Raw genomic sequence first — 26214 nt, 5'->3', positions numbered from 1 at the left:
CGTTATAATCGAGTCAGTTCTTTGAGTGCCCAACGCAATGTTAGGCCAGCTCCAAAATGGGGGCGTCACGGCTTCGACGGGATTGCTTGTGGCAGAGAGGCATGCCGGGGTGTGGACACCCGTAATCGCTCACAAAACCATAAGTGCCGAACCTCAGTTCGCTCTTGCTGCTTAATTGTAAGTAGCCGATCGCTCCAGCTTAGCCTACGGGCCGGTACCGATCGTCGCACAGTAGGCTGGTCAACGCTGTTCCGTCTGTACGGCAATGACGAGATCAATCAGGCTGGTCGTCATCGTTTCTTCGCCCGTTCCTAGCGGTGATGACGAGACAAAGATGAACGTGGAAAAGCATGAAAGCTCTCTGTTGGAAGTTTTTTCGGACGTGGGTTCGACTCCCACCGCCTCCACCAATTCCTCACTAAAATGAAGCGGCACCATACCAGGATGAGACTTTTCTCACCTTAGTATGATCAAGCGTCTACTGTACGATGAGGGGCACGGCACCTGTCGTCGTGATTGCTCCCGATGTGCCGGTTACGGTGACCATATAGCTTCCCGGCGTCGTGCCCGGATTCCTCGAACCGCCCGCGCAGCCGATGGCAGAAGTAGCGAGAACAAGGAAGAGGAGCAATCCCAACGATGCCGGCCAGTTACGCCGTCTCGCCGGAATGCCTACAAAAAGCACCATCGCCAGACTCACCAAACCAGCCACAGGCCCAAACGGCTTCATAGGTCGATCAAGAGCGGTAGCCGCCGTCGTGTAAACCGACAGGGTTGTGCTTTGCGCTGAAGAGCCGCTTACCCCAATCATAGGTTGAGAAAAGCTGCATATCGCGGAATCACTTGCCGCGATTGGAGTGATGGCACAGCTCAGATTGACAATTCCCTTGAAGCCATTCTCCGGTGTGATGGTAATGGTTGAGGAGTTTCCAGTGACGGCGCCCGGCAGAACTGAGATTGTTACGCCGGCAATCGTGAAGGTGTGGGCGGGGTTCACAGTTACGGAAAACGATTGGCTCGCCTTATTTCCGTTTAGATCTGTCACCTCGGCAGTAAAGCTTCCGTTGCCTGCGACGGGTGCGGCCCCCGTTAGGACACCGCTATCGGACAGGCTCAGACCCAGCGCAGTTAGGCTGCCGCTCCCCGCCGTAACCATCCAGCTATAGCCAACTCCTGCTCCGCCTGTGGCTGTCAGCGTCTGCGAATAGGCCGATCCCGCGGTGCCCGAGGGCAGCGTCGCGCCGGTGATGATCGCCACCGGAAGCTCAACTACCACCGAGGCTGTTCCAAAGGCAGGGTTATAACTGGGAGAACTGGCTGCGTCAGGGGTATACGTGACCTTCAGATTGTCTGTCCCCAGCGGCAGCGTCCCAGGCGGAATGCCGATGGATGCGCTGCCGGTGCTGTCGAGGTGCGTTCCGATGGAAGTGAGATCCACGATTCCCAACTGAGCAAGCTGGAGTGTCACTACGCCTGCCGTAGAGCCGCCTGTGAAATAGACCTGCGGACCCACGTTATAGCCAGAAGCAGGCGCAGTCGGCTGCATGTACTCGACTGCAACAATGCAGTCTGGGCAGTCTGCCTGTAGATTGAACACTGGCGTGACGAAGGGGTCTAAATCCGAGGTTTGACCCGCGAAGATGCTGATTCCCTGCTGGTTGGTCAAGGGAGAGAGAGCTGAGAGTCCGCTGACCTTAATGCGGGCGACGAAGAGCATCAAATCGCCTGCAGGTGCATTTGCTGTGTCGCCTGGACCAAAGATCGCATAGTGTCCAGCAGTACCATCCACTGCAATAACTGCCTGCATCCAGTTACCGACGACTGGAGAGGCGCCTGCAACGCCGCTCACGACGGGAAGTGTCGCGAAATTGCTATAAAAGGTCTGAACCCAGGAGGTGGGCACGTTCTCCATGAAGGGGTCCGGAGCCAAATTCACCAAGTCCTGAACATTGGTAGGGAGCCACACCGTTCCCCCACTATAAAGAGAGGCGGTCTGCGCGATGAAGGCATTGGCCATCTCCGAATATCCCGGAACATTCGGATGTGTGCCGTCGAAGTAATACTGGGCCTGATAAGCGCCGTTACTTTGAGCCAGACCAGTCCAAAAATCCACGAGCGTCACGCGAAGCGAGGCGGCTAATTTGGTGAGGGCGGCATTGACCGTCTCAACCTCTATCGGGTAAGTGTCATTGGGCGGAATTGTACAGAGTATAGGAGTGATCCCTACCGCTTGGAGAGCAGATACCATGGCCGTAATATTTGCAACGATCGTAGACGCAGGAACTGCTCCGATGACATCGTTCATCCCGCCGAGGATATTGACATATTTTGGAAGTGGACTCATCGCCAATAAAAGCGGGAGTTCCGTTTTAAGCATGTAATCGGTGTTCTGCCCCGCGACAGCGTAGTTCCAGCTGACATTAGGCATGTAAATGGCTTGTTGATTCAGCATGGGCACCTGGTCTGTCCAGTGAGCGCCAAGTGCAATACCTCCTGGAGGAGCACTCAACGAGTCGCCGATCCAGGCTATACTGTTGCTGCTCGTCCAGGCCAAGGGCGCGGATGTATAGCTTCCGGTGGTCAGCGTTACGGTGCCGGTCGGCATCGCGTTGCCTCTCCCGCCGCCAACCGAAACTCCCACAGTCAAAGGCTGCATGATCGTGACGCTTGGTGAAGCCGGCGTCACTATTACCGTCGGAGCAGCAGGTCCAGGTCCGCTTGCTGCGCCCGGACTAACTGCGATCAAGAACAAAGCGAGCAATACCCATATCAAGTGGAATCTTGATTTCATATCCGCTATCCTTCGAATGCGAGCACAACCTGCTACAGGAACTCAAGAGAGACGGTAATCTGCTCTCAGCTCGTGCGGATATTTATTTTTTAATCTATCGAGAAAATCATACACGACAACTTATAGGTACGTCAGCTATTCTTTGCCGCACGCCAGCTACTATCTGATTGTGAGCCTGAAGTGAGACCCGTTTGCCGCAAACATTATCGGCGGGAAAAGAAGCGCTGAGAATAACCGTCGCTAGCGTCGAGATTATTCACCGACATTCCACGCTCATGTGAAAAATCAAACGAGTTATGTCGCCAGCCTCGTCCGCTGAGCCTCGCGCCAGTGCGCGGGAGGCACTCCCTCCCACCCGCGAAATGCGCGGACGAACGAGTTGGAGTCTTCGTATCCCAGCAGGTAGGCCGCCTCGTTCAACTCCAGCATGGAGTTGTTCAGGTAGTGCCGCGCAAGCTGGTGGCGGGCCTGCTCGAGCACCTGCTGGAAGCTGAATCCCGTATCCTGCAGGCGGCGTTGCAGCGTACGCGGACTCAGGTGAAGTTCGCGGGCGATCTCCTCGATCCTGGGCCGCTGGCCGGTCAGCTTACGCTGGATGGTTGCGCGCACGCGCTCGGGAAAGCTCTCGTCTCCCGTATGCGCCTTCAGGGCTTCGTCGAACTGGGGCGCCAGCATGGCCAGCAGCTCGGCGTTGCGCGTGACGAACGGCAGTTCGGCGTCCGCGGCTCGAAAGACGATGGCGTTCCGCGGCTTGCCGAGGATGACCGGGCAGCCGAAGTGGCGTTCGAGCGTTCGCGTGTAGCTACGTGGTCGGGCCAACTCCAGGTGCAGCGGGGAGATCTTCGTTCCTGTGCCATGCCGCGCTATGTTCAGAACGTACGCGAAGCAGAGATCGGTAAGGACCTCGGGCTCGTGATCGTCCGCCAGCAGCCATTGGAACTGTATGCTCCACTCCGGGCCATCGGTGCGATGGATGATCTTCTCCGGGCACGAAAGCTGTTTGTAGCGCGCCATCTGACGCGTCGCCTCGCCAAAGCTCGAGGTCGAGAGCGCGGCCAGAGCGACGGGGTCGAAGTGCTCGGGCTTGGTCTCCGTGCCCAGGATCAACCCGATGCCGGGGTCTTTGCTCAGCCGGCCGATTCCCCGCCAGAGCGCGAAGAACTCCTCCGTCGTAAGCAGGATGCGGGGCTGGTCCAGGGTTCCCGGCGCCAGCCCCGCATCGCGCAGCAATGCAGACACAGAGATTCCCAGTTCCTGCAGACGGAGCGCCAGGCGGCCGGGAACCCGAAAGTGTTTGCTCATTGCGTTTATGCCTCGTTCTTGAGCGACGCCATGTCGATGACGAAGCGGTACTTTACATCCTGCTTCAGCAGGCGGTCATAGGCCACATTGACCTGCTGAATCGGGATGACCTCGACGTCGGCGGTGATGTTGTGTTCGCCGCAGAAGTCGAGCATCTCCTGCGTCTCGGCGAGCGAGCCGATGGGCGAACCCGACAGGCTCTTGCGTCCGAAGAGCAGCGCGAAGGCTGAGACAGCCAGCGGCTTCTCCGGAGCGCCGACCAGGCAGATATTGCCGTCGCGGGCCAGCAGGCCGATGTAGGCGTTGATGTCGTGATCGGCCGAAACCGCATCGAGAATAAAGTCGAAGCTGCCTGCATGCTTCGCCATCTCGTCGGCGTTCTTCGAAATCACCACCTCATCGGCGCCCAGACGCAACGCGTCTTCGACTTTGTTCGGCGAGGTGGTGAACAGCACGACATGTGCGCCCAGCGCATGCGCGAACTTCACGCCCATATGGCCCAGGCCGCCAAGTCCGACGACGCCAACCTTCTTGCCTGGCCCAACGCCCCAGTGCTTCATCGGCGAGTAGGTCGTAATGCCGGCGCAGAGCAACGGCGCAGTGCCCGCAAGGTCGAGGCTCGCCGGAACCTTCAGGGCGAACTTCTGGTCGACGACGACGCTGTCCGAGTAGCCACCGTAGGTGACGCCGCCGGTATGCTTGTCCGGGAAGTTATAGGTGAGGGTCATGTTGTGGCAGAACTGCTCGTAGCCAGCCTTGCACTCGGAGCAGGTGCCGTCGGTGTCGACCATGCAGCCGACCGCGGCGAGGTCGCCGACCTTGAACTTCGTCACGCCGGCGCCGATGCCGGTGACGCGTCCGACGATCTCGTGGCCCGGGACGCAGGGGTAAACGGTCGGCATCACGCCGCTCCACTCATTGCGGACCTGGTGCAGGTCCGAGTGACAGATACCGCAGAAGAGAATCTCGATCTGCACGTCGTTCTCGGTTGGATCGCGCCGCGCGATCGTGGTGGATGCAAGCGGCGATGTCTCACTGGCAGCGGAATAAGCTTTTGCGTTGTACATGAATCAAAGGTAGACCGGTCTAGATCCTGACGATATGCCAAACACGCCAATCTCCATGCAGAACACGACAACCGCCGGTTCGTTCCGTGAAGATTTGGCTAACCCAGCGGTACCTGCTCCACGATTTCGATGCCAAAGCCCTGCAGCGCCGGAACGTGGGTCGGCGTGTTCGTCAGCAGGCGCAGCCGACGGATGCCGAGGTCGGATAGAATCTGTCCGCCAAGTCCAATCTGCCGCAGCGTGCGCGGGCTGCGCTGGTCGTTTGCCGCCCGGTCGCGCTGGAAGACGACCCGGTGCGGCGTCACCGAACGATCGATGCCAAAGCCGGGGGTGCCGTTGTGCAGATAGATGAGCGCGCCCCGGCCGGCGGCCGCAATCATCCGCAGCGAGTTGTCGATCGCCGCACGGCCCTCGCACTGGGCGTTCTCGCCGAAGTGCGCCCCGAAGACATCGGTCGCCAGCGAGTGCGTGTGGACGCGCACCAGCGAGACCTCGTCCGCTGAGACATCGCCCATCACCAGCGCCACGTGCGATTCGCCTCCTTCGACGTCGCTCTCATAGGCGATCATGCGGAACTCGCCGAAGGGAGTCGGCAGCATCGATTCGGCGACCCGGTGGATGTACCGCTCGTGCTGCAGCCGGTAGCGGATCAGGTCCGCGACCGTCACCATCAGCATGTCGTGCTCGGCGCAGAACTTCACCAGATCCGGCACGCGCGACATCGTGCCGTCGTCGTTCATGATCTCGCAGATCACGCCGGCCGGGACGAGCCCTGCCATACGCGCAAGATCGACCGAGGCCTCGGTCTGGCCGGCGCGAACCAGCACGCCGCCCTTGCGAGCGCGCAGCGGAAAGACATGTCCCGGACGCGCCAGATCGTGCGCGGTCGACGCCGGATCGATCGCCACCTTGATCGTATGGGCGCGGTCGGCTGCGGAGATGCCGGTCGTCACGCCTTCGCGCGCCTCGATGGATTCGGTGAAGGCGGTGCCGAAGCGCGAGGTGTTGTCCTGCGTCATCGGGCCCAGGCGCAGGTAGTCGGCGCGGTCCTCGGTCAGGGTCAGACAGATAAGTCCGCGGCCGAACTTCGCCATGAAGTTGATCGCCTCGGGCGTGACGAACTCCGCGGCGAGCGTCAGGTCTCCCTCGTTCTCGCGGTCCTCGTCGTCGACGACGATCACCATCTTGCCGGCCTTGAATGCCTCGATGGCGTCTTTTACCTCGGCAAATGTCCTGCTCCCCACAACCTCGCTCTGCACCATGTCACCCTCGTTCTCTCTTCAGCTTACGCCGAACGCAAAGACGCCGCCCGTTTGTTGGGCGGCGTCTCCATCCAACTCGAAGATTGGATGTTTTACAGGGTAGACTCGATCTCAAAACCCCAGGCCTCGAGCAGCGCCTCGGGAATGTACTTCGAGTTCTTGTTCCTACGGGCCCACTCGCGAAGGCGGGTAGACCGGATGTATTGATCCGGGGTCAGCTTGAACTCCTTTACCACCATCTCGAACGAGGTGACGGTCGGGACGACGGGGCCGATCGGCTCCGGCTTACCCCAGTTCGGATTTCCACGACGCTTTGCCATATGCTCTGGATCCTTAAACCAACAAATTTCCGCGAAAAGGCGGACTCTGCGACAAGACTATAGTTTAGGACGATTCGGGTTACAAATCAAGCCGCACCCAGAAGCGTATCCGACACCGGCGCAAGCGCGCGCTGGCCGATCGGGCGATAGGCCACGAAACCCACAGCTTCGCAAGCGGTTTCTCATCCATCGTTCACATTCCATTCAGCGAAACGTAACCTCTCTACCGGTAACGTGCAGGTCATGCGAAAGAATCGTTTGACCTCTGTACCGGCCATCGTGCTGGCTTTGCCGCTCCTCTGCGCGGGTGTATCGCTTCAGGCCCAGTACGACAACGGCAGCGTCGTCGGCTCCGTCCGCGACTCCAGCAACGCGCCCATCGCCGGCGCCGCCATCACCATCACCAACCTCGACACCGGCATCGTCACCCGGGTCACGACCGGCGGCTCCGGCGACTATGAGGCGCCCACCCTGCGTGTCGGCGTCTACAAGGTCTCCGCCAGCGCCAACGGCTTTTCGGACGCTATCGCGGACAAGATCAACGTCTCGGTCGGCGGACGCCAGCGCATCGACCTCACCCTGAAGGTCGGCGGCACGGCGACCACGGTCGAGGTCTCGGACGTCGCCCTCCAGATCGAGACCGAGTCCAGCGAACGCGGCCAGACCATCACCAACTACCAGTCTGAAGCGCTTCCGCTCGTCAGCCGCAACTACTCCGACCTGCTCGGCCTCGTCACCGGCTCGCGCCAGGCGCCGACGGCGGCGACAACCAGCTCCATCAACTCGCTCGTCCGCGCCGGCGCCTACAACATCAACGGCCAGCGCAGCATGTTCAACAACTTCCTGCTCGACGGCCTGGACAACAACGCCTACGGCGAATCGAACCAGGGCTTCGACAACCAGATCGTCGCCGTTCCGCCGGACTCCGTCGCGCAGTTCCAGGTCGTGACCAACAACGAGAGCGCCGAGTTCGGCCGGTCCTCCGGCGCGACCATCAACGTCGCCTCGCAGGCCGGGACTAACCGCTTCCACGCCACGGTCTACGAGTTCATCCGCAACACCGACCTCAACGCGACCGGCTTCTTCAAACCCACGCAGGTCGGCAGCTCGGGCATCACCGTACCGTTCAAGAAGCCGACCTTCAACCGTAACCAGTTCGGCATGAACTTCGGCGGCCCCATCGTCCCGAACAAGCTCTTCTTCTTCCTCGACTACGAGGGCTTCCGTCAGGTATTGAAGCCGCTTTCGGTCTTCACCCTGCCGACGCAGAACGAGCTCAACGGCGTTCTTGTCGTCCCGACCAGAAACCCGCTGACCGGCAAGACCTACGCGCCCGGAGTCGCCATCCCAACCAGCGACATCAATCCGCTCTCGCTGCAGATCATCACCGCATTCCGCCAGGTCAACACACCCACGACGGGCCTCGCAACCACCGGTCTGGCGCAGAACGATTACGCCGTGCAGGTTCCCTTTCGCGATAACGCCGACAAGGGCGATCTCCGCTTCGACTACCAGGAGAACCCGGCGACGTCGTGGTTCCTCCGCGTCAGCGACCGCAAGGAAAACGGCCTGAACGCCGCCGCCCTGCCGTTGCCGCTCGACGGTCAGACCAACGGCAAGATCCGCGTCCTCGACCAGCAGGCGGTGCTTGGCTTTACGCGTCTCTTCGGCGCCAACAAGGTGCTCGACGCGCGTGTCGGCCTCTCGCGCACCAAGGCCGGAAAGTTCTCCACCTCGATCGGCAGCACCTCCTTCGCAATCCCCGGTCTGCCGACCGATCCGGCGGTCTCGGGCGGTCTGCCTTCGACCAGCATCAGCGGCTTTACCGGCTTCGGACGCCAGAGCACAAATCCGCAGTTCCAGAATCCCGCCCTGCTCGACCCGAAGTTGAACTTCACCTATGTGAAGGGCCGTCACTCGCTGAAGTTCGGCTACGAGTACGAGCACATCTGGATGGCCGTCAGCGACAACAATCCCCTCTTCGGTTCGTTCACCTATAGCGGCGGATACAGCCTCTGCCCGGCCGGAACCACCGTCGCCGGCTCAACGACCGCCTGCGCGCCAAACCTCGCCGGAGTCACCAGCACGGCGGCCGTCTCCGACAACTTCTGGGCCGACTTCCTCTTCGGCACGACCAGCGGCTACTCCGCCGCCAACGTCTTCACCGCGCATCTTCGCCAGCAGGCGCACAACGTGTATGTGCAGGATGACTGGAAGGTCTTCCCGAACCTGACCCTCAACCTCGGCGTCCGCTGGGAGTATGCCTCGCCCTACTCTGAGCAGAAGGACTTCATCTCGAACTTCGACCCCGGCACCCAGACCGTGCTGACCATCAGCAAGACGGCCGTCACCTCGGGCGTCGTCAACCAGCTCCAGAATGCGGACGGCGTCTACGGCAAAGGCCTCATCAATCCCGACTACAACGACTTCGCACCGCGCGTCGGATTCGCCTTCGCGCCGGACCTGAAGACGGCGCTTCGCGGCGGATTCGGAACCAGCTACGTCCATTACACCCGCGCCGGTTCGGGCGACATCCTCGCCATCAACGCACCGCAGGCGCTCTTCGTCGCCGTGAACCAGGCGAACCTGAAGCCCTCCACGACCAACCACTGCGCCGGGTCGCCGACCGTCTCGCAGATCGGCGTCTGCTATGTCAGCGCGGAGCAGGGCTTCCCCACCGGCCTGACCACCACCTTCAACCCGCTCACCGACAACATCACCTACGTGCCCAAGAACACCCGCGACAGCTACGTCGAGAGCTACTACCTCAGCGTGCAGCGCGAGCTCTTCAAGAACACCCGCCTCGACATCGCCTACGTCGGCAACCACGGCCTGAAGCTGCAGGGCTTCGTGAACGCCAACCAGCTCAACCCGTCCATAGGCTATGCGCAGGCGAACCGGCCCTTCACCCAGTTCTCGGACATCACCGAGGCGCTGAACGAGTTCTCGTCCAACTACAACTCGCTGCAGGTTCGGTACGAACAGCGCTTTCTCGCCGGACTGACCCTCTTGAACTCGTTCACCTGGGGCCATGCGCTCGACATGACCAGCGCCTCGCTCGAAGGCAACACGCCCTCCGTACAGGATGGGAACAACATCCGCGCCGACTACGGCCAGTCGGACTACAACCTGCCCATCGCCGACATCACCAGCATCGTCTACGAGCTGCCCTTCGGCCACGGCCGCCACTTCCTCGCCGAGAGCCACGGCGTGGTCGATTCACTCGCCGGCGGCTGGCAGCTCTCCGTCATCAACACCATGCAGTCGGGCACGCCGTTCAACGTCACCTACGGACCTTCGGCCGCCAACCAGGTCTCGCCGACCATCTCCAACAGCTTCCGCGGCGCGAACCTCTATCGTCCGAACCGGGTCCAGGGCGTAAACCCCATCCAGCGCACGCAGATCGCGTCCACCGGATACATCCAGTACCTCAACCCCGCGGCCTTCACCCTCCCGTCCACGACCGGCAGCCCGTTCGGCAACTCCGCTCGCAACCCCTTCCGCACGACGCCCTTCTACCAGACCGACCTCTCGCTCAACAAAAAGTTCTCCACCCCTCTCGAAGGCCTGAAGGTCGAGTTCCGCAGCGAGTTCTACAACATCCTCAACCACACCAACCTGTACCTGCCCTCCGGCACGCTCACCGGCACCAACAATGGCGGCGCGGCAACCGGCGGCGGACAGGTCACCAGCACCTTCGAGCCGCGCGTCATCCAGTTCGGCATGAAGATCCTCTACTAAACTCACCCCGAAATCGGGGCGCCCCATGTCTCGCCTCCGAGACATGGGGTTTTTTCTGGCCGTCAACGCCAAAGCGAAGACCATGCGAACATAGAAGCTGACCCATGGCTTCGAACGATCTCAGCGCGCTTTTGCACCAGACCTTCGGCTTCGCCAACTTCCGCGCCAATCAGGAGGCTGTCTGCCGCGCCGCCACCGACGGCAAGGACGTGCTGCTCGTCATGCCCACCGGCGCCGGCAAGAGCCTCTGCTACCAGATTCCCGCCATCGCGCGCGGCGGCACCGGACTCGTGATCTCCCCGCTCATCGCGCTCATGGACGACCAGGCCAACAAGCTCACCGCCGCCGGCCTGCGCGTCGCCCGCATCCACTCCGGGCTATCTCGGGAGGACGCGCGTCAAGCCTGTCGCGACTACCTCGACGGACACCTGCAGTTTCTCTTTATCGCGCCCGAGCGCATGCGCGTCCCCGGCTTTCCGGAGATGCTGGCGAAGAGAAAACCAAGCCTCATCGCCATCGACGAGGCCCACTGCATCTCGGCCTGGGGACACGACTTTCGCCCCGACTACCGTACGCTCGGCGAGCATCTACCGGCTCTCCGCCCTGCTCCGATCATCGCCCTCACCGCGACCGCCACGCCGCAGGTCCAGAAGGACATCGCCACCCAGCTCAACCTGCACCAGCCCGCGCTCTTCATCCACGGCTTCCGCCGCGACAACCTGCACATCGAGGTTGTGGAGATGTCCAAGCCGCGCCGCAACCAGTTCACGGTCGAGCTGCTGAACCGCCCCGGCGCCCGCCCGGCCATCGTCTATGCGCCCTCACGCAAGGCGGCGGACGAACTCGCAGGAATGCTCGGACGCAAGGCCTCGGCCTATCACGCGGGGCTCGATACCAGCGTTCGCGAGCACGTGCAGGCAGGCTTTCAGGCGGGCAGGATCGAGGTCGTCGTCGCCACCATCGCCTTCGGCATGGGCATCGACAAGGCCGACGTCCGCACCGTCGTCCACATCGCGCTGCCAGCCTCGGTCGAGGCCTACTATCAGGAGATCGGCCGCGCCGGACGCGACGGCGCCCCCAGCCGCACCATCCTCCTGTACAGCTTCGCCGACCGCAAGATGCACGACTTCTTCCTCGAGCGCGACTACCCGCCGATCTCCGAGCTGGGCAAGGTTGCCGCCGTGCTGAACGACGAGTTCAAGCAGCCCGACGAGCTGCGCGCGCGCCTTCGCATGGACGCCGACACGCTCGCAAAGTCCATTGAAAAGCTCGCCAGCCAGGGCGCGGCCCAGATTGACATGGCTGGCAATGTGCGCCGGGGCAATAACCCGTCGAACGCCTGGAAGTCCGGCTACGACGCGCAGATCGCGTTCCGCCGCTCGCAGATCGACCGCATGCAGCAGTATGCCGACACCCAGCAGTGCCGCATGACGGCGCTCATCCGCCACTTCGGCGATGTCGCCGACGCGACCAGGCCCTGCGGCCACTGCGACTTCTGCTCGCCCGAGGGCGCGACGGCGCAGAGCTTCTCGGCGCCGTCGGCCGAGCAGGACCGCCAACTCCGCACCATCCTCCGCGCGCTCGACGGCGCCATGCCCAAGGCCACCGGCCGCCTTTTCACCGACATGGCCCTCGGCATCGACCGCAAGGAGTTCGATGGCCTGCTCGACGCCTTGGCCCGGTCGGGACTCGTGTCGTTTACCTCCGACCAGTGGACGAACCCAGAGGGCAAGGTTATCCAGTACAAGAAGGTCAGCCTGACCTACGAGGGGCAGACGCTCGACCCCGGCGCCGACCTCCCCGTCGTCCTGCGCGAGGTTCCCGAAGACTCCTCGCCGAAGTCTAAGTCCAAATCCAGGTCGAAATCAAGCTCCACCGGCGTGCTGCGCGGCTTCAATCCTGTCCAGGCCGCGGCCAGCTACAGCGCCAGCCAGAAGGATCTCGAAGCCAGGCTGCGCGAGTGGCGCAAGGCCGAAGCCGGCAAGACCGGCAAACCCGCCTTCGTCGTCTTCGCCGACAAGGTGCTGGACGGCATCGTCCAGGCCCAGCCGCAGACGCTCGACCAGCTTCTGCGCGTCAGCGGCATCGGCCCGGACCGCGCCGACCGCTACGGGGCGGAGATCATCGCCATGTGCCGGGGCGGCGCCGCCCCGGTCGCCCGTCCCGCGGCGCCGAAGGCGGCAAAGCCCAGACGCGCGCCCGCACCGGCCCAATCGTTCCTCGCCGAGGCCAGCGACGACCCGCAAACCTTTGGCGACGATGCGGACTATTTTGCACACGCTTCGACGCTCGACGAGGACGAAGAGAGCTACGTTCCGGCAGCGCCGCCCCGCCCAGCGACCGCCGTCGCCTCGCCGCCGCTCATCGAACGCCCCGCCACGACCAGCCAGAAACAGGACTTCGAGGCCGACCTGCGCTTCTTCCGCGACCAGCAGGCCGCGAAGCTGAACGTCAAGCCCAGCGCGCTGCTCTCGCACTCGGCGCTGGCCGAACTCCTGCGCTTCCGGCCCCGAACCGACCGAGAACTCTCCCGCCTGACCAGCCTCCGCACCGACCTGCCGCCGGCCTTCTACGGCGCGCTGCTCGCGCTCTGCACCGCCGACTACGCGCCCGAACCGGAGCTGGTCGAAGCGCAAGCTGTCATCGAGGCAAAGCCGGCTGTTTCGCCCGACCTGACCTCCGCGCTCACTCCTGACCAGCAAATTCTCGACGAGCGCCTGCGCGCGTGGCGCAAGGCCGAGGCCGAGCGCACCGGAAAGCCGCAGTTCTTCCTGATGGGCGCGACCACCCTGCGCGGCATCGTCCTCGAGCGTCCCCGGACGCTCGCCGAGTTGGAGGCGATCTCCGGCATGGGGTCCGAGAAGGTGAAGAAGTTCGGTGCGGCGATCCTCGAACTCTGCCGCTAGTTTTCCGGTTTGTCATCCCGCAGGGGATTTGCCGTTGTCCTTGCAGTGCTGTACCGAGTCACTCCGCACAGAACTGCTAAACTTATCCTTGTCAATCGCGAAGCGCCGTGAGCACACCGGACGTGCGAAGCAGGGAGAATAAGTATGGCAGACTACGCAAACAACGGAAACCACAGCGGCTTACGCCTCAAGACCGGCCTTGCCGAGATGCTCAAGGGCGGCGTCATCATGGACGTCATGGACGTCGATCAGGCCATCATCGCCGAGCAGGCCGGCGCTGTGGCCGTCATGGCGCTCGAGCGCGTTCCGGCGATGATCCGCGCGCAGGGTGGCGTCGCCCGCATGTCGCACCCTACCATGATCAAGGCGATCCAGAAGGCCGTGTCGATTCCGGTCATGGCGAAGGTGCGCATCGGCCACTTCGTCGAAGCGCAGATCCTCGAGCATCTCGCGGTCGACTTCATCGACGAGTCCGAGGTGCTGACCCCCGCCGATGAGCTGCACCACATCGACAAGCACGCCTTCACGACGCCGTTCGTCTGCGGCGCGAAAGATCTGGGCGAGGCTCTCCGGCGCATCGCCGAAGGCGCCGCGATGATCCGCACCAAGGGCGAGCCCGGCACCGGCGACGTCATCCACGCAGTCAAGCACATGCGCAAGATCACCTCCGAGATGAAGGCGCTCACCGTCCTGACCGAGCAGGAGCTTTATGCCGCCGCCAAGGAGCTGCGCGCGCCGTATGAACTCGTCGCCATGGTTGCGAAGACCGGCCAGCTCCCCGTGCCGAACTTCTCCGCCGGAGGCATCGCCACCCCGGCCGACGCCGCGCTGATGATGCAGCTTGGCGCGCAGACGGTCTTCGTCGGCTCCGGCATCTTCATGAAGGAGGGCAACATCCGCCTCGACGTGCACCTGCACGACTCCGAATCCGCAGCGCTCTTCGGCGCGAAGGTCGGCGATCCGTTCAACCCGGAGGAGCGCGCGGAAGCCGAATCGCGCGCAAAGGCGATCGTCCGCGCCGCCACCCACTTCAACAACCCGGCGATCCTCACCGAGGCTTCTGAAGAGTGCCTGGGCGCAATGAAGGGTCTTGCCGTCGGCATGATCGAAGAGGCCGACATGATGCAGAACCGCGGCTGGTAGTGCTCGCCGCACGGGCGGAAGCGCTTCACGCAAACGCAAATGCTCTCGGGACCTCCCGGGAGCATTTTGCTTTGCGATCGCGGAGGCTTGCACGATTCCCGCACCCAAAGCCACGCATTCGAACTGCGCTACACTTGCAGGAACATATCTTACCCCTGTTTGGAGCGCCATGCGTACGTTCGTCGCCGCCCTGTTCCTCGTCTCCGCCGGATCGACCGCGGTCTTCGCTCAGGCTCCAACCAAGCCACAAAAGATCACCGTCGTCCGCGCCGCGCACATGCTCGACGGCGTCTCGAAGGCCATGCAGGGACCGGTAACGGTGACGCTCCTCGACGGCCGCATCGCCTCGGTCGAGCCGGGGACGGTCGAGCATCCCGGCGCGGAGGTCATCGACCTCGGCTCGGCCACGCTGCTGCCCGGCCTGATCGACGCCCACAAGCACATGGGCGCGCCGCAGGCCGGCATGAATGTCTTCCAGGCCCGGCTGACCATCAGCCCGATGGAAGAGGCCATGGGTTCCACGCTGATGGCGCGCAAGCTGCTCGAAGAGGGCTTTACCACCGTACGCAACATGGGTTCGGGCGGTGGGCTGGACCTCTCGCTGAAGCGCTCCATCGACCGCGGCTGGGCGATCGGCCCGCGCATCCTGGTCTCGCTCGAACCTCTCGGACCCACCGGCGGCCACAGCGATCCGCGCAACGGCATCGACCCTACCTGGACCGACAGCGCAGCCGGCGGCAGCGTCATCGACGGGCCCGTTGACGCCATGAAGCAGGTGCGCGAACACCGGCGGCGCGGCGCCGACCTCATCAAGATCATGCCCTCGGGCGGCGTTCTCTCCATCGGCGACGACCCCAGGGCGCAGTTGATGACCAACGATGAGATCAAGGCCGTCATCGATACCGCGCACTCGCTCGGCATGAAGGTCGCCGCGCACGCGCACGGCAAGGCGGCGATCGACAGCGCCATCAAGCTCGGCGTGGACTCGATCGAGCACGGAACGTACGCCGATGCCGAGTCCTTCAAGCTCTATGTCGCGCACGGGACGTACCTCGTTCCCACGCTCCTCGTCGCGGAACAGGTGAACGAGATGGCGCGCAATCATCCCGAGCGGCTGAACCCGTCCAGCGCACAGAAGGCGCTCGAAGTGACGCCGCTGATGAAGACGATGTTCATCGGCGCTTACCGGGCGGGCGTCAAGATCGCCTTCGGAACCGATACGTCTTCCGGTGTGAACGCGCATGAGTTCACCCTGATGGTTGGCGCGGGCATGCCGGCGGCCGACGCCATCATGACCGCGACGCACAACGCGGCAGACCTGCTTGGCGTCTCGGATTCGGCGGGTTCGATCCAGCCCGGCCGCTACGCCGACCTCATCGCCGTCAAGGGCGACCCGCTGGCCGACATCACCGTCATGGAGCACGTCGACTGGGTGATGAAGGGCGGCAAGGTCTACAAGCGCGACGGCGTCTCCGTGCCGCAGCCTCCGCCCTCCGGCGAGCCCGGCGGCGAGCTGGACTTCTAGCCGTCATAATAGAGACATGTCCGAACCTCTCACGATCGGCGTCCTGGCCCTGCAGGGCGCGTACGACGCACACGCCAGGGTGCTGGCATCGCTCGGCGCGACGCCAAAGCTCATCCGCCTGCCCGCCGAACTCGACGGGCTCGACGGCCTCATCATCCCTGGCGGCGAATCGACGACGATGTTGAAGTCGCTCGAGCGCGACGGCTTCTACGAGGCGCTCGAAGCCTTCGTCCACACGACCCCGACCTTCGGCACCTGCGCGGGGGCCATCCTGCTGGCGAGCGACGTCGCCAACTCCACGCAGCGCTCCTTCGCCGCGCTGGACATGACGGTCGAGCGCAACGCCTACGGTCGCCAGAACGACTCGAAGATCCTGCATGAGCCGTCTGCCCTGCCCGGCGGGCCGCTCGAGATGGTCTTCATCCGCGCGCCACGCATCTCCCGCGCCGGTGCAGGGCTCGAGGTGCTGGCCACCCGCGACGGCGACCCGACGCTGGTCCGCGCAGGCCATCTGCTCGCCGCGACCTTCCACCCGGAGCTCGGCCACGACACCCGCGTCCACCAGCTTTTTCTCGATCTGGTTCGTCAAAAAAAGAACGAATAGGACCAAATGAAAAAGCTCCTCGCCGCCGCCCTCGTTCTCGCCTCCACCGCCGCGCACGCGCAGACGACGCTCACGCAGCGCTTCACCGAGGTGCTGCACCGCGCGGAGACGGGCCACTCCCCCACGCCCGAGGACATGGCCGCCACCGCCGATCCTTCGCAGCCCGTCCCCGACGCCGCCAGCATCGCCGATGCGATGCCGCTCATCCTGAAAGCGGTCGACAACCCCGACGTGCAGGTGCGCCAATACGCGCTGCTGACGCTTCAGAGCTTTCGCAGCGGAGACGTGAATCCCGTCTATAAGGGTGGAGTCGCCAGCGCGCTCGCCCCCGCCGTGCCGAAGATTGCGCCGCATCTGACCGAAGAGAACACGCAGAACCGCCTGCTGACCGCGATCGTCCTCGGTGGCTTCGGCTCGAATCCGCCTGCAACGGTCTTTCCGCCGCTGCTCGCCTACCTGAAGCGCGATGACGCCATCAGCCCCATTGGCCTGAACGTGGTCGAGGATCTGTTGAGCCTCGGGCCAATCTCGGCCGAGACGGCCGCGGCCGTCTCGCGCTATCTGCGGCGCTCGGACCAGACCTCCGACTCGCGTTCGAACCTGGTCGACGCCATCGCCACACAGCCCAACCAAAGCCAGGCAGTCAACGCCACGCTCGTCGCCTGGATGGACTCGGACGACAACAGCCTGCGCGCCCGCGTCATCTTGTCGCTGCCGCAGCTCGACCTGCCGGCGGAATCCTTCAGCGACACCCGCGCCCGCGTAGGTCAGTTGGCGCAAAACGAGTCCGAAAACCTGCAGGTGGTGACGGCGGCAAAGTCCATCGCACCCTGCTGGACCGCGCCACACATGACGACGCCGTGCCCGGTCTACGACACGGGTGAGAAGCCGGCGGGGGATACCGCCGAGAAGCCCGCCGCCCCGCCAGCTCGATAGGCCATCCTGGAGAACCCATGTCTCTCCATCGAGACATGGGCCACCCTGCCTGGCATCGACCGGTCAGTCCCGGACGGGAGTAGGTTTCGAATCGCGGAAGAGCCCGATCAGTACGTGAATGACGCCCAGCGCCACCGCTCCCCAGAACGCCGCTGCGAAGGTCATGACCGAGAAGCCCGGCACGAAGACGCTCGAAAACTTCAGGATGATCGCGTTGATGACGAGGAAGAACAGGCCGAAGGTCACGATTCCCAGCGGCAGCGTGATGAGCTTCAGCATCAGACCGAAGGTTGCGTTCAGCAGACCGATCACCAGCACGGCGATCAGCGCGGAGACGAAGTTCGAGACGACGAAGCCCGCCACGAAGTGCGAGACCACCAACAGCGCAATCGCATTCAACACCCAGTGCAGCAGAACACGAACCATGAATACTCTCCTCTCAACCGCAGCGTCGTTCTCGCGGTCTGCACCACCAGCATACCTGCCCCGCCGCGCTATGCTTGGAATGTGCTTTTGTATTCCAATCCGGTTGCCGCACTGCCGTGGTATCTACCGGTCGACGGCGCCGCGCACGGCCCCGCGCTCGACCGGCACCTGATCCTCAACCTCTGGCTCGCCGCCGCGCTTTTCGTGTTGGCGCACCTGATTCTGCTCACCGGAATGCTGCTCCGCCGGACGACCGCGGCCCGCCGCACCACGCTGGTCGAATATCTGCCCGTCGCCGCGCTCGCCCTGCTCTTTGCCTTCCTGACCATCCGGTCGGAGCGCCTATGGGCCGCCTCGCGGTACACCGGCGCCGATCCTTCGGCCCTGCAGGTCGAGGTCACCGGGATGCAGTTCGCGTGGTACTTCCGCTACCCCGGCACGGACGCGACCTTCGGCCGTACGCGTCCGCAGCTCGTCGAACCCGGCGCCGGCAACCCGCTCGGCATCGACCCCGCCGATCAGGCCGGCACGGACGACATCGTCGCCTCGGAGCTCGTACTACCCGCCGGTCGCATGGTCGACCTCCGGCTGCAGGCACAGGACGTCATCCACGGCTTCTTCATCCCCGGCATGCGCGTGAAGCAGAACGCCGTCCCCGGCCAGACGATTCACCTGCACTTCACCCCCACCGAGCCGGGAACCTACCCGATCCTCTGCACCCAGCTCTGCGGACTCGGCCACTACCGCATGTCCGCCAACCTGCGCGTCGTCACGCCAGCGGAGTACGCAGCATGGCTCAAGGAAAGGTCCGGAGGCCAGCCATGACTCCCTCCGCCGAGTCTCGCGCCGTCCCACGCTCCCTGTTGCGCCGCGTCTTTACGACCGACCACCATGCGATCGGCCTCGGCTACCTCGCGCTGGCCTTCGTCGCCGTCGTGGCTGGGACGCTGATGTCGCTGGTCATGCGCGTGCATCTGGTCTGGCCGGACCGCCTCATTCCGCTCCACGGACCGGTAACGCCCGAAGAGTATCTCGCGCTGGTGACCCTCCACGGCACACTGATGCTCTTCTTCGTCCTGACGACGGCGCCGCAGTCCGGCTTCGGCAATCTCATCCTGCCGTCGCAGATCGGCGCGCGGGAGATGGCCTTCCCCGTGCTGAACGCGCTCGGCCTGTGGACCACCGTCGCTGCGCTCATCGTCCTGCTGGCGTCGAGCTTCGTCGAAGGCGGCGCGGCCATCTCCGGCTGGACGGCCTATCCGCCGCTCTCGGCCATCGCCAGCGCCGGCCCGGGACAAGGGCTCGGCCTGGACCTGTGGCTCGCGAGCATCGCGATCTTCGGCGTCGGCAGTCTCTTCGGCGCGGTCAATACCCTCGCGACCATCGTCGCCAAACGCTGCGACGGCATGACCTGGGAGCGGATGCCCCTGACCGTCTGGGCCTGGTTTACGGCGGCGCTGCTCTCGCTGATTGCCTTCTCCGTGCTGCTCGCCGCGCTGATGCTGCTCTTCTGCGACCGCCACGCCGGAACGAGCTTCTTCCTGCCCACGGGCGACCTCGTGAACGGTACGCTCCACACCGGCGGCAACGGCAGCCCGCTGCTCTGGCTGCATCTCTTCTGGTTCTTCGGACACCCCGAGGTCTACATCGCCATCCTGCCCGGCATGGGGCTGACCTCGATGATCCTCGCGAACTTCGCGCGCCGCCGCGTCTTCGCCTACCGGACGATGATCGTCACGACGCTGCTCATCGGTCTGCTGGGCATCCTCGTCTGGGGACACCACATGTTTGTCGCAGGACTGAACCCCTTCGTCGGCTCGGCCTTCGCGATCTCCACCATGGCGATCGCGCTGCCGTCGGCGGCGAAGGTCATCAGTTGGCTGGCAACCGTCTGGCGCTCCCGCCCCAGCTACCCCACGCCCATGCTCTTCGCGCTGGGATTCGTCTCGCTGTTCGTCGCCGGCGGCCTGACCGGGCCGATTCTCGCACAGCCGATCCTCGACCAGTACCTGCACAACACCTACTTCGTCGTCGCCCACTTCCACCTCATCATGGCCATGGCCGGCATCTTCGGCCTGTACGCGGCGACCTACTACTGGTTCCCGATCCTGACTCGGACCGCCAGCATGCCGAACGGCCGCCTGCTCTCGGAGACGCTGGGCAAGTGGCACTTCTGGACGACCTTCCTCGGCGCCTACGCGACCTTCCTTCCCATGCACATCGCCGGACTGGCCGGTGAACCGCGCCACTACGCCCAGTTCATCGGCATCCCGAACGCCGCTGCCCAGCACCTGATCGACGGCGCGATGGGGATGCAGCGTCACATCACCTACTCGGCGATCTTCCTCATCTCCGCGCAGATGCTCTTCGTGGTCAACCTGCTCGTCAGTTGGCGCCGCGGCGAGTTGGCGGGCGAAAATCCGTGGGAGGCGACCACATCGGAGTGGCATCGGCCTGCATCCAATGAGTGGATTGCGGTCTATCGCGCACCCTGCATCTATATCCAGCACTCCGGAAACGAATCGGGCGGAGAGGTTTTTCTGCCGCAGTGGGTTCCAGAGCGAAAACCGGAGTAAGCTGGGCTGAAGCACTTCTGCGTCGAGGTCTGCGTTGGGCTTCTCGTCAGCCCGGAAGGATTTGAAGCAATGCCGGCAACCATCACCCCACTCGATACCGATCGTACCCGGCGGCGCAATCCAGAGGATGGCGACCACGGCGGCGGCAAGCGTCCGCCGACCGACAAGCGCACCGGCGGCGGGGGCGATGGGGACAACTGGAACGACCGTCCGCAGGGGCGGCGCGGACCTCGCGAGCGGCTCGACCGCTACCGGCTGGGTATCTTCTTCGCGCTCGCCGGCGACCTGATGTTCTTCGTCGCCATCGTGAGCTGCTTCTTCGTCACACAGTCGAGCGGCCACTTCGACGCCAACGCACGCTACATCAACGAGTGGCTGCCCACCGTCATCCCGCCGATCCTCTGGCTCAACACGGCTGTCATCGTCGTCAGCTCCATCACGATGGAGATCGGACGCCGCCGCATGTTCCGCGAGATCGATGTCATGGAGGAGTGGCTCGGCCTCGGCAATCCCACAACCAAAAGCGCGATGCCCTGGATAGCCGTCACCGCAATCCTCGGCGTGCTCTTCCTCGTCGGACAGTGGGTGGCATGGAGACAACTGCATCTGCAGCATGTCTTCATGGCTTCGAACCCGAGCAGCCACTTCTTCTTTCTGATTACCGGCATCCACGGCGCCCATCTGGTGCTTGGCGTCGCCGCGCTCATCGCCGCGCTGGCTGGACTTTACCTCTCACGCTCGATCGCAACCCGGCAGATCATCGTGGACTGCGCCGCATGGTACTGGCACTCCATGGGCGTCTTCTGGCTCTTTCTCTTCTCGTTGCTGACCTGTTTTCAGTAGATGCGAACCCTCTGCATTCTGCTTTTGCTGGCCGCGAGCCACGCCGCCGGCGCACAGGGTTGCAGCCAGTGCCGCGACAACCTCGCCAGCACCCCTCACCAAACCCAGGCCGCCTACCGCCACGCGATTCTGCTGCTGATGAGCACGGGCGGAGGCCTCTTTGCCGCCTCCGTCCTGCTCATCCGCCGATATCGCTAGTAGGGCACGCCCGCGGCGCGTCCCAGCTTGAACGCCTTCATGTACCAGTCGAACTCGTCGAAGAACTTCCCTGACTTCTCCGCCAGATCCTGCGTCAGCGCCACACCCTCTTCGCTCAGCGACGCGCCAATCGAAGCAATGGGCTGCAACGACGGGATCGTCGGCAGACCGACCTCCGGCAGCAGGGTCCGCAACTGCATTGCGGCGCGCACCCCGCCAAATGGCGTCGTCGAGTAGCAGACGATCGCCGATGGCCGAAAGAAGTACTCCTGCAGGAAGTAGTCGATCAGGTTCGTCAGCCCTGGCGGCACGCTGTGGTTATACTCTCCGCTGACGACCGCGAAGCCGTCGGCCCGCGCGTAGAGTTCGGCCAGAGGCTGCAGCTTCGCCTTTAGCGCGGCATCTTCCTTCGCATCCGACCCCTTCAACTCCTTCCACATCTTGTTCAGGATCGGCAGATCGAGCGCGCCCGCGTCCACCAGTACGGCCTCGTGCCCGCGCGCCTCCAGTTGGGCGATCACCCACTTCGCCGCACGATCTCCCATGCGCTCACTGCGTTCCGAACCCTGCAAAACCGCAACCACCATGATCGTCTTCCTCCTTGCAGCTAGGATGCAGGGAGACACGATCGGGTGGAGCAAAGAAAGAGCCTGTCCGCATGGACAGGCTCTTTCTTTTTCAGTAGGTCAATACTATTTCTTAACCTTTGCCGCCTTGACCGCCTTCTTCGCGGCAGTCTTCACCGGAGCAGCCTTCGCAACCGGCTCAGCCTTCGCTGCGGATTTCTTCGCCGCCGTCTTCTTGGCCGCCTTTGCCGGCGCCGGTCCATCTTCCAGATCGCCCGCATCGGCGTCAGAATCGGAATCCACATCCGCGTCGTCGTCGGAGTCCGACTCGTCCGCGGCATCGTCGTCGAGCCCCGGAATCTCCTCATCGTCGATCGGCGGCAGGTCGATCACCTCGTCGTCGTCATCGTCATCGTCGTCCAGATCGACATCGTCATCGTCCAGATCGTCGTCTCCGTCATCGAGCTTTGCGGCAGCCTTGCGTCCGCGACCCTTGGCCTTCGCATCCTTCTTGGACGCGCGCACGCGGCGCATGCTGACCGGCGGCGGCGGCGCGGGCGGAGAATAGGGCTCGAGGAACGCCTTCAGCTCCTCGACCGTGCCCAGGCGCCCATCCATCAGCTCGAAGAAGAGCTTTTCCACCAGCTCGGCGTACTCCGGCAGCTCCGGCGTGATGCGCATCTCCTGCATCAACGAGTAGGGAATCTTCTGCCGCACAGCCGGCCATTCGCCGAAGAAGCTCTTGAACTTCGCCTGCGCCGCGGCGCTCTTGCTGGAGTACGCGACCCACAGCACAGCCTCCGGATTGGCCGATGTGATCAGCTTCCAGGCCTGCGACGGCGTCGCAACCGCCTTGCCCGTCAACTGCGTCGCGAACTCCTTTGCCTCGGCCTCGAGTGTGTCGATCTCGGTCGCGAAGCCGGTCCGGACGAAGGACTTCTTGATCGACTCGACCTCCTTCGGCAGCAGCTTCGCGGTCAGCAGCGGAAAGTACGCCGACGCGGGGTCGGGCTGAACGCCCTGAATCTGCAACTGCGCCAGCGTCTCGCGCAGTTTGTCCAGCTCCACGGTATTGACCTTGGTGGAGTTCCAGAACGGCGCCAGGAACTTCATCCAGCCCTCGGTCTCGAGGCCGCGCAGCACGCGCAGCGGATCTTCCTCGTGGACGATCTCCTCAAGCTCGTAACCGCGCTGAATCTCCTGCATGGCGGAGATGTAACCCTCGGTCCGGCCATTGTCGTACCGGGTCTGGGTCTTCTCCTCCATCGTCCAGCCAAGGCGCGCCATCAGCCGGGCCGCGCGCACCATGCGCACCGGGTCTTCGATGAAGCCGTAGTTGCTGACCAGCCGCAACTGCCGGTTCTCGATGTCGGCGACGCCGTTGGTCGGATCCATCAGCAGGCCGTACGAGCCAATGTTCAACGACAGCGCCATCGCGTTCGCGGTGAAGTCGCGGCGGCGCAGGTCTTCGAGGATCGTGCCGGGCTTGGCCACCGGCTTGCCCGGCTTCGGCCAAGTCACGTTCAACGTGCTCGAGATCTCCATGCGCACGCCGCCCGCGAAGCGGACGAACAGGGCCTGCGCGGCGTCGATCTCACCCGAGATGACGGCGCCTGCCGCGGCCAGATCCTTCTTCAGTTTCAGCGCGTTTCCCTGAATCGCGACGTCCAGGTCGCGCACCGGCGACCCGCTCGTCAGATCACGTACTGCTCCGCCCACCAGAAATACGGTGTAGCCCTTGGAGCGCGCGAGTTCGCGAACAGTCTCCAAAGCTGTTTTTTGAGCGGGCGAAAGACGATGTTCCAGCAGGTAAATATAATCGGCCATATCGGCTGCGTACTCTCCAGATCGATCCCGCCAGGCGCCGAATCCCGGCTATACCGGCAACATAACTCTCTTTGAATCAACTGCTTAGCTTGACAAATCAAGCCCGGCGCAAAGCCTCACTGTACCACAACGTTGACCAAATGACTACCCCACGGACAGCTTTATGGGGCATGTTTTCCTACGGCCGTGCAACAATCCGCATGGGGTGGACTCGATGTCCCGCAAGAAAGTCATCCTCCGAACCGTCAACGATACGCTCCACCCAGGCTATCTGGAGCCGTCCGGCATCGTGCAGCGCGAGACGGTCGACCTGCTCGATCTCGATGGCCGCATCGCGTCGTTCCCGCTCGCTGGCATCCGGTCCATCTGCTACGTGCGCGATTTCAACCTGACGGATACGGTCGGCCCCGAGCGCCTTGTCCGCCGGACCTTCCTTGCGCGCCCAAGGACCGAGGGACTGTGGTTGCGTGTAACGCTTCATGGCGCGGAGCCGCTCGAAGGTCTCGCTGCCTCGGACACATCCCTGCTCGACGCGCTGATTGAGGATCGCGGTCTGTATCTCACGCCTCCCGACACGCGCGCGAATACCCAGCGCGTGTTCCTTCCAAGGACGGCGATTGCGGAGCTGAAGTTGCTCGCCGTGGTGACGACGCCCTCAAAGCCCAAGCCCGCGCAGCCCGCGGACGACCTGCAGGACGACCTCTTCGCATAAATTTGTCTGTCATTCCGCAGGGAATCTGCTCTTGCGCTTGCCGTTGTTCCACCCTGCCCGCCCTCCACTACAATCGCCTCTATGACACTCTCCGAGCTGGCCCAGACTCTCGGCGCAACGCTGCAACCCGGCACGACCGATCCCGAAGTCGACATCACCGGCGTCACCGGCATCGAACAGGCGCAGCCCGGTCAGATCACCTTCGTCGCCAACCAGAAGTACGCCGCGCTGGCCCGGACGACGCAGGCCTCGGCCGTGCTGGTCGAACCCGGCTTTCCCGAGATTGCGACCGCCACGCTGCGCATTCGGAACCCGTACCTGGCCTTTGCGAAGGCGATCGAGCTCTTCTACCAGCCGCCGGCCTACGCGCCCGGCGTCCATCCCACGGCTGTGATCTCTCCGACTGCGAACGTGGGAGTTCGCGCACACATCGGCGCCTACGCCGTGATCGAGGACGGCTGCGTGATCGGCGATGACGCCGTCATCCTGCCGCATGTCGTCATCTACCCGCACGTCCGCATCGGCGACCGGTTCTTCGCGCATGCGCACGCGGTCGTCCGCGAGCACTGCATGCTCGGAGACGACGTCGTGCTGCAGAACGGCGCCATCGTCGGCGCGGATGGCTTCGGCTTCGCCAAGCAGGCAAACGGCGACTGGTACAAGATTCTGCAGTCCGGCCCAGCCGTGCTCGAAGACGCGGTGGAGATTCAAGCCAACGCCTGCATCGACCGCGCCTCCATCGGCGAGACGCGCGTGATGCGCGGCGCGAAGGTCGACAATCTCGTCCAGGTCGGGCACGGGTCAGCCGTCGGGCAGAACACGCTGCTCTGCGCGCAGGTCGGACTGGCGGGGTCGACCACGGTCGGCAAGAACGTCATCCTCGCCGGACAGGTCGGCGTGGCGGGCCATTGCACCGTCGGCGACGGCGCCATCGCGACGGCGCAAAGCGGCATCCCCAACGACGTCGCGCCGGGCAAGGTGGTCAGCGGCTACCCCGCGATGGACAACCGGCAGTGGCTGCGGTCGGTCGCGATCTTCAACCGACTGCCGGAGCTGATGCGCAAGCTGCGCGCTGGTGAGACATCGTGAGTGACGAAACCTGCCGCCCAATGACCCGCGAAGAGACGCTGTTAGTGACGTGGCTTCTTGAGCATAATGTCCCTGAAGCGAAGGCATTCATTCCATTGCTCTCCAAGGTGACGGTCAAGAGCAGTTGTAAATGCGGTTGCCCCAGTATGAGCTTCAACTTCCCGGTTGACTCCCCGATGGTCGAGATCCCTGCCGACTTCAAGAGGGACTTCATCGGCTCCGTGGATGGAATGGACGTTGGCCTGATCCTTTTTGCAGGCCAGGGTGTCCTGTCCGAATTGGAAATTTACTCCCTTGCCGGACACGAGCAGCCGTTTGGGCTCCCCTCTCTTGCCAGCCTGAAGGTCGAATGATTGATCGGGCGTAGGTAGTTGATGCGC

At 63.6% G+C, this 26214-nt stretch carries 21 protein-coding genes and 1 other RNA gene; 14 read left to right on the top strand and 8 right to left on the bottom strand.

The window, feature by feature from the left end:
* The first annotated feature begins 58 nt into the window (after positions 1 to 58).
* Positions 59 to 410, top strand: a transfer-messenger RNA (tmRNA) gene (gene ssrA / locus CHB87_RS07245).
* Between the two features lie 68 nt (positions 411 to 478).
* On the opposite strand, the gene CHB87_RS07240 is transcribed toward ssrA, so the two are convergent.
* The 5 genes from CHB87_RS07240 to CHB87_RS07220 form a co-directional block, all read right to left on the bottom strand.
* Positions 479 to 2605, bottom strand: a complete 2127-nt coding sequence (locus tag CHB87_RS07240; protein WP_176441641.1) for a GDSL-type esterase/lipase family protein — start codon at positions 2603 to 2605, stop codon at positions 479 to 481.
* Positions 2606 to 3085: 480 nt separating this feature from the next.
* Positions 3086 to 4093: an AraC family transcriptional regulator gene (locus tag CHB87_RS07235; RefSeq protein ID WP_089407745.1), complete on the bottom strand. Its 1008-nt coding sequence runs from the start codon at positions 4091 to 4093 to the stop codon at positions 3086 to 3088.
* A gap of 5 nt (positions 4094 to 4098) precedes the next feature.
* Positions 4099 to 5160: an NAD(P)-dependent alcohol dehydrogenase gene (locus CHB87_RS07230; RefSeq protein WP_089407744.1), complete on the bottom strand. Its 1062-nt coding sequence runs from the start codon at positions 5158 to 5160 to the stop codon at positions 4099 to 4101.
* Between the two features lie 98 nt (positions 5161 to 5258).
* On the bottom strand, positions 5259 to 6422 hold the full coding sequence (gene ribB / locus CHB87_RS07225; RefSeq protein WP_089407743.1) for a 3,4-dihydroxy-2-butanone-4-phosphate synthase: 1164 nt from the start codon (positions 6420 to 6422) through the stop codon (positions 5259 to 5261).
* A 92-nt stretch (positions 6423 to 6514) separates the two neighbouring features.
* On the bottom strand, positions 6515 to 6742 hold the full coding sequence (locus CHB87_RS07220; RefSeq protein WP_089407742.1) for a hypothetical protein: 228 nt from the start codon (positions 6740 to 6742) through the stop codon (positions 6515 to 6517).
* Positions 6743 to 7000: 258 nt separating this feature from the next.
* Between CHB87_RS07220 and CHB87_RS07215 the strand changes: the two genes are divergently transcribed.
* From CHB87_RS07215 to CHB87_RS07190, 6 genes are all read left to right on the top strand, one after another.
* Positions 7001 to 10483, top strand: a complete 3483-nt coding sequence (locus tag CHB87_RS07215; RefSeq protein ID WP_245817868.1) for a TonB-dependent receptor — start codon at positions 7001 to 7003, stop codon at positions 10481 to 10483.
* Between the two features lie 104 nt (positions 10484 to 10587).
* Positions 10588 to 13389, top strand: coding sequence for a RecQ family ATP-dependent DNA helicase (locus CHB87_RS07210; protein WP_089407740.1), 2802 nt, complete (start codon positions 10588 to 10590; stop codon positions 13387 to 13389).
* A 144-nt stretch (positions 13390 to 13533) separates the two neighbouring features.
* Positions 13534 to 14532 (top strand): pyridoxal 5'-phosphate synthase lyase subunit PdxS, encoded by a 999-nt coding sequence (gene pdxS / locus CHB87_RS07205; protein WP_089407739.1) that lies wholly within the window; start codon positions 13534 to 13536, stop codon positions 14530 to 14532.
* Between the two features lie 169 nt (positions 14533 to 14701).
* Complete coding sequence (locus tag CHB87_RS07200; protein WP_089407738.1) at positions 14702 to 16057, top strand: metal-dependent hydrolase family protein; 1356 nt, start codon at positions 14702 to 14704, stop codon at positions 16055 to 16057.
* Between the two features lie 16 nt (positions 16058 to 16073).
* Complete coding sequence (gene pdxT, locus CHB87_RS07195) at positions 16074 to 16661, top strand: pyridoxal 5'-phosphate synthase glutaminase subunit PdxT (protein ID WP_089407737.1); 588 nt, start codon at positions 16074 to 16076, stop codon at positions 16659 to 16661.
* A 6-nt stretch (positions 16662 to 16667) separates the two neighbouring features.
* Complete coding sequence (locus CHB87_RS07190; protein ID WP_089407736.1) at positions 16668 to 17597, top strand: hypothetical protein; 930 nt, start codon at positions 16668 to 16670, stop codon at positions 17595 to 17597.
* A gap of 63 nt (positions 17598 to 17660) precedes the next feature.
* Here the strand turns inward: CHB87_RS07190 and CHB87_RS07185 are convergent, their stop codons facing one another.
* Positions 17661 to 18023: a phage holin family protein gene (locus tag CHB87_RS07185; protein WP_089407735.1), complete on the bottom strand. Its 363-nt coding sequence runs from the start codon at positions 18021 to 18023 to the stop codon at positions 17661 to 17663.
* Positions 18024 to 18110: 87 nt separating this feature from the next.
* Here CHB87_RS07185 and CHB87_RS07180 point away from each other — a divergent pair, with 87 nt between their 5' ends.
* From CHB87_RS07180 to CHB87_RS07165, 4 genes are all read left to right on the top strand, one after another.
* A complete protein-coding gene (locus CHB87_RS07180) occupies positions 18111 to 18848 on the top strand; it encodes a cupredoxin domain-containing protein (RefSeq protein ID WP_089407734.1) in 738 nt (245 codons plus the stop codon).
* Positions 18845 to 20599 carry a cytochrome c oxidase subunit I gene (locus CHB87_RS07175; protein WP_089407733.1) on the top strand — a complete coding sequence of 585 codons (1755 nt, stop codon included), beginning with the start codon at positions 18845 to 18847 and terminating at the stop codon, positions 20597 to 20599. The genes CHB87_RS07180 and CHB87_RS07175 overlap by 4 nt, the downstream gene beginning before the upstream one ends.
* A 69-nt stretch (positions 20600 to 20668) precedes the next feature.
* A complete protein-coding gene (locus CHB87_RS07170; RefSeq protein ID WP_089407732.1) occupies positions 20669 to 21442 on the top strand; it encodes a cytochrome c oxidase subunit 3 in 774 nt (257 codons plus the stop codon).
* Complete coding sequence (locus CHB87_RS07165; RefSeq protein WP_089407731.1) at positions 21443 to 21640, top strand: hypothetical protein; 198 nt, start codon at positions 21443 to 21445, stop codon at positions 21638 to 21640.
* Here the strand turns inward: CHB87_RS07165 and CHB87_RS07160 are convergent.
* Both CHB87_RS07160 and CHB87_RS07155 read right to left on the bottom strand, forming a co-directional pair.
* On the bottom strand, positions 21637 to 22227 hold the full coding sequence (locus CHB87_RS07160) for an NADPH-dependent FMN reductase (protein ID WP_089407730.1): 591 nt from the start codon (positions 22225 to 22227) through the stop codon (positions 21637 to 21639). The two genes, CHB87_RS07165 and CHB87_RS07160, sit on opposite strands and share 4 nt — an antisense overlap.
* Positions 22228 to 22332: 105 nt before the next feature.
* Entirely contained in the window at positions 22333 to 24033 is a 1701-nt protein-coding gene (locus CHB87_RS07155) for a tRNA nucleotidyltransferase/poly(A) polymerase family protein (protein WP_089407729.1), read from the bottom strand.
* A 214-nt stretch (positions 24034 to 24247) separates the two neighbouring features.
* Between CHB87_RS07155 and CHB87_RS07150 the strand changes: the two genes are divergently transcribed.
* From CHB87_RS07150 to CHB87_RS07140, 3 genes are all read left to right on the top strand, one after another.
* The gene (locus tag CHB87_RS07150; protein WP_089407728.1) at positions 24248 to 24745 is read left to right on the top strand and encodes a DUF6982 domain-containing protein; all 498 of its coding nucleotides are present in this window, start codon (positions 24248 to 24250) and stop codon (positions 24743 to 24745) included.
* Positions 24746 to 24826: 81 nt separating this feature from the next.
* Positions 24827 to 25834: a UDP-3-O-(3-hydroxymyristoyl)glucosamine N-acyltransferase gene (gene lpxD / locus CHB87_RS07145; protein WP_089407727.1), complete on the top strand. Its 1008-nt coding sequence runs from the start codon at positions 24827 to 24829 to the stop codon at positions 25832 to 25834.
* Positions 25831 to 26187, top strand: coding sequence for a hypothetical protein (locus CHB87_RS07140; protein WP_142988257.1), 357 nt, complete (start codon positions 25831 to 25833; stop codon positions 26185 to 26187). The genes lpxD and CHB87_RS07140 overlap by 4 nt, the downstream gene beginning before the upstream one ends.
* Positions 26188 to 26214: the final 27 nt, after the last annotated feature.

Origin of the sequence: Granulicella rosea (genome assembly GCF_900188085.1) — a bacterium.
Taxonomy (GTDB): Bacteria; Acidobacteriota; Terriglobia; order Terriglobales; family Acidobacteriaceae; genus Edaphobacter; species Edaphobacter rosea.
This window is presented reverse-complemented; position numbering and strand designations above follow the sequence as displayed.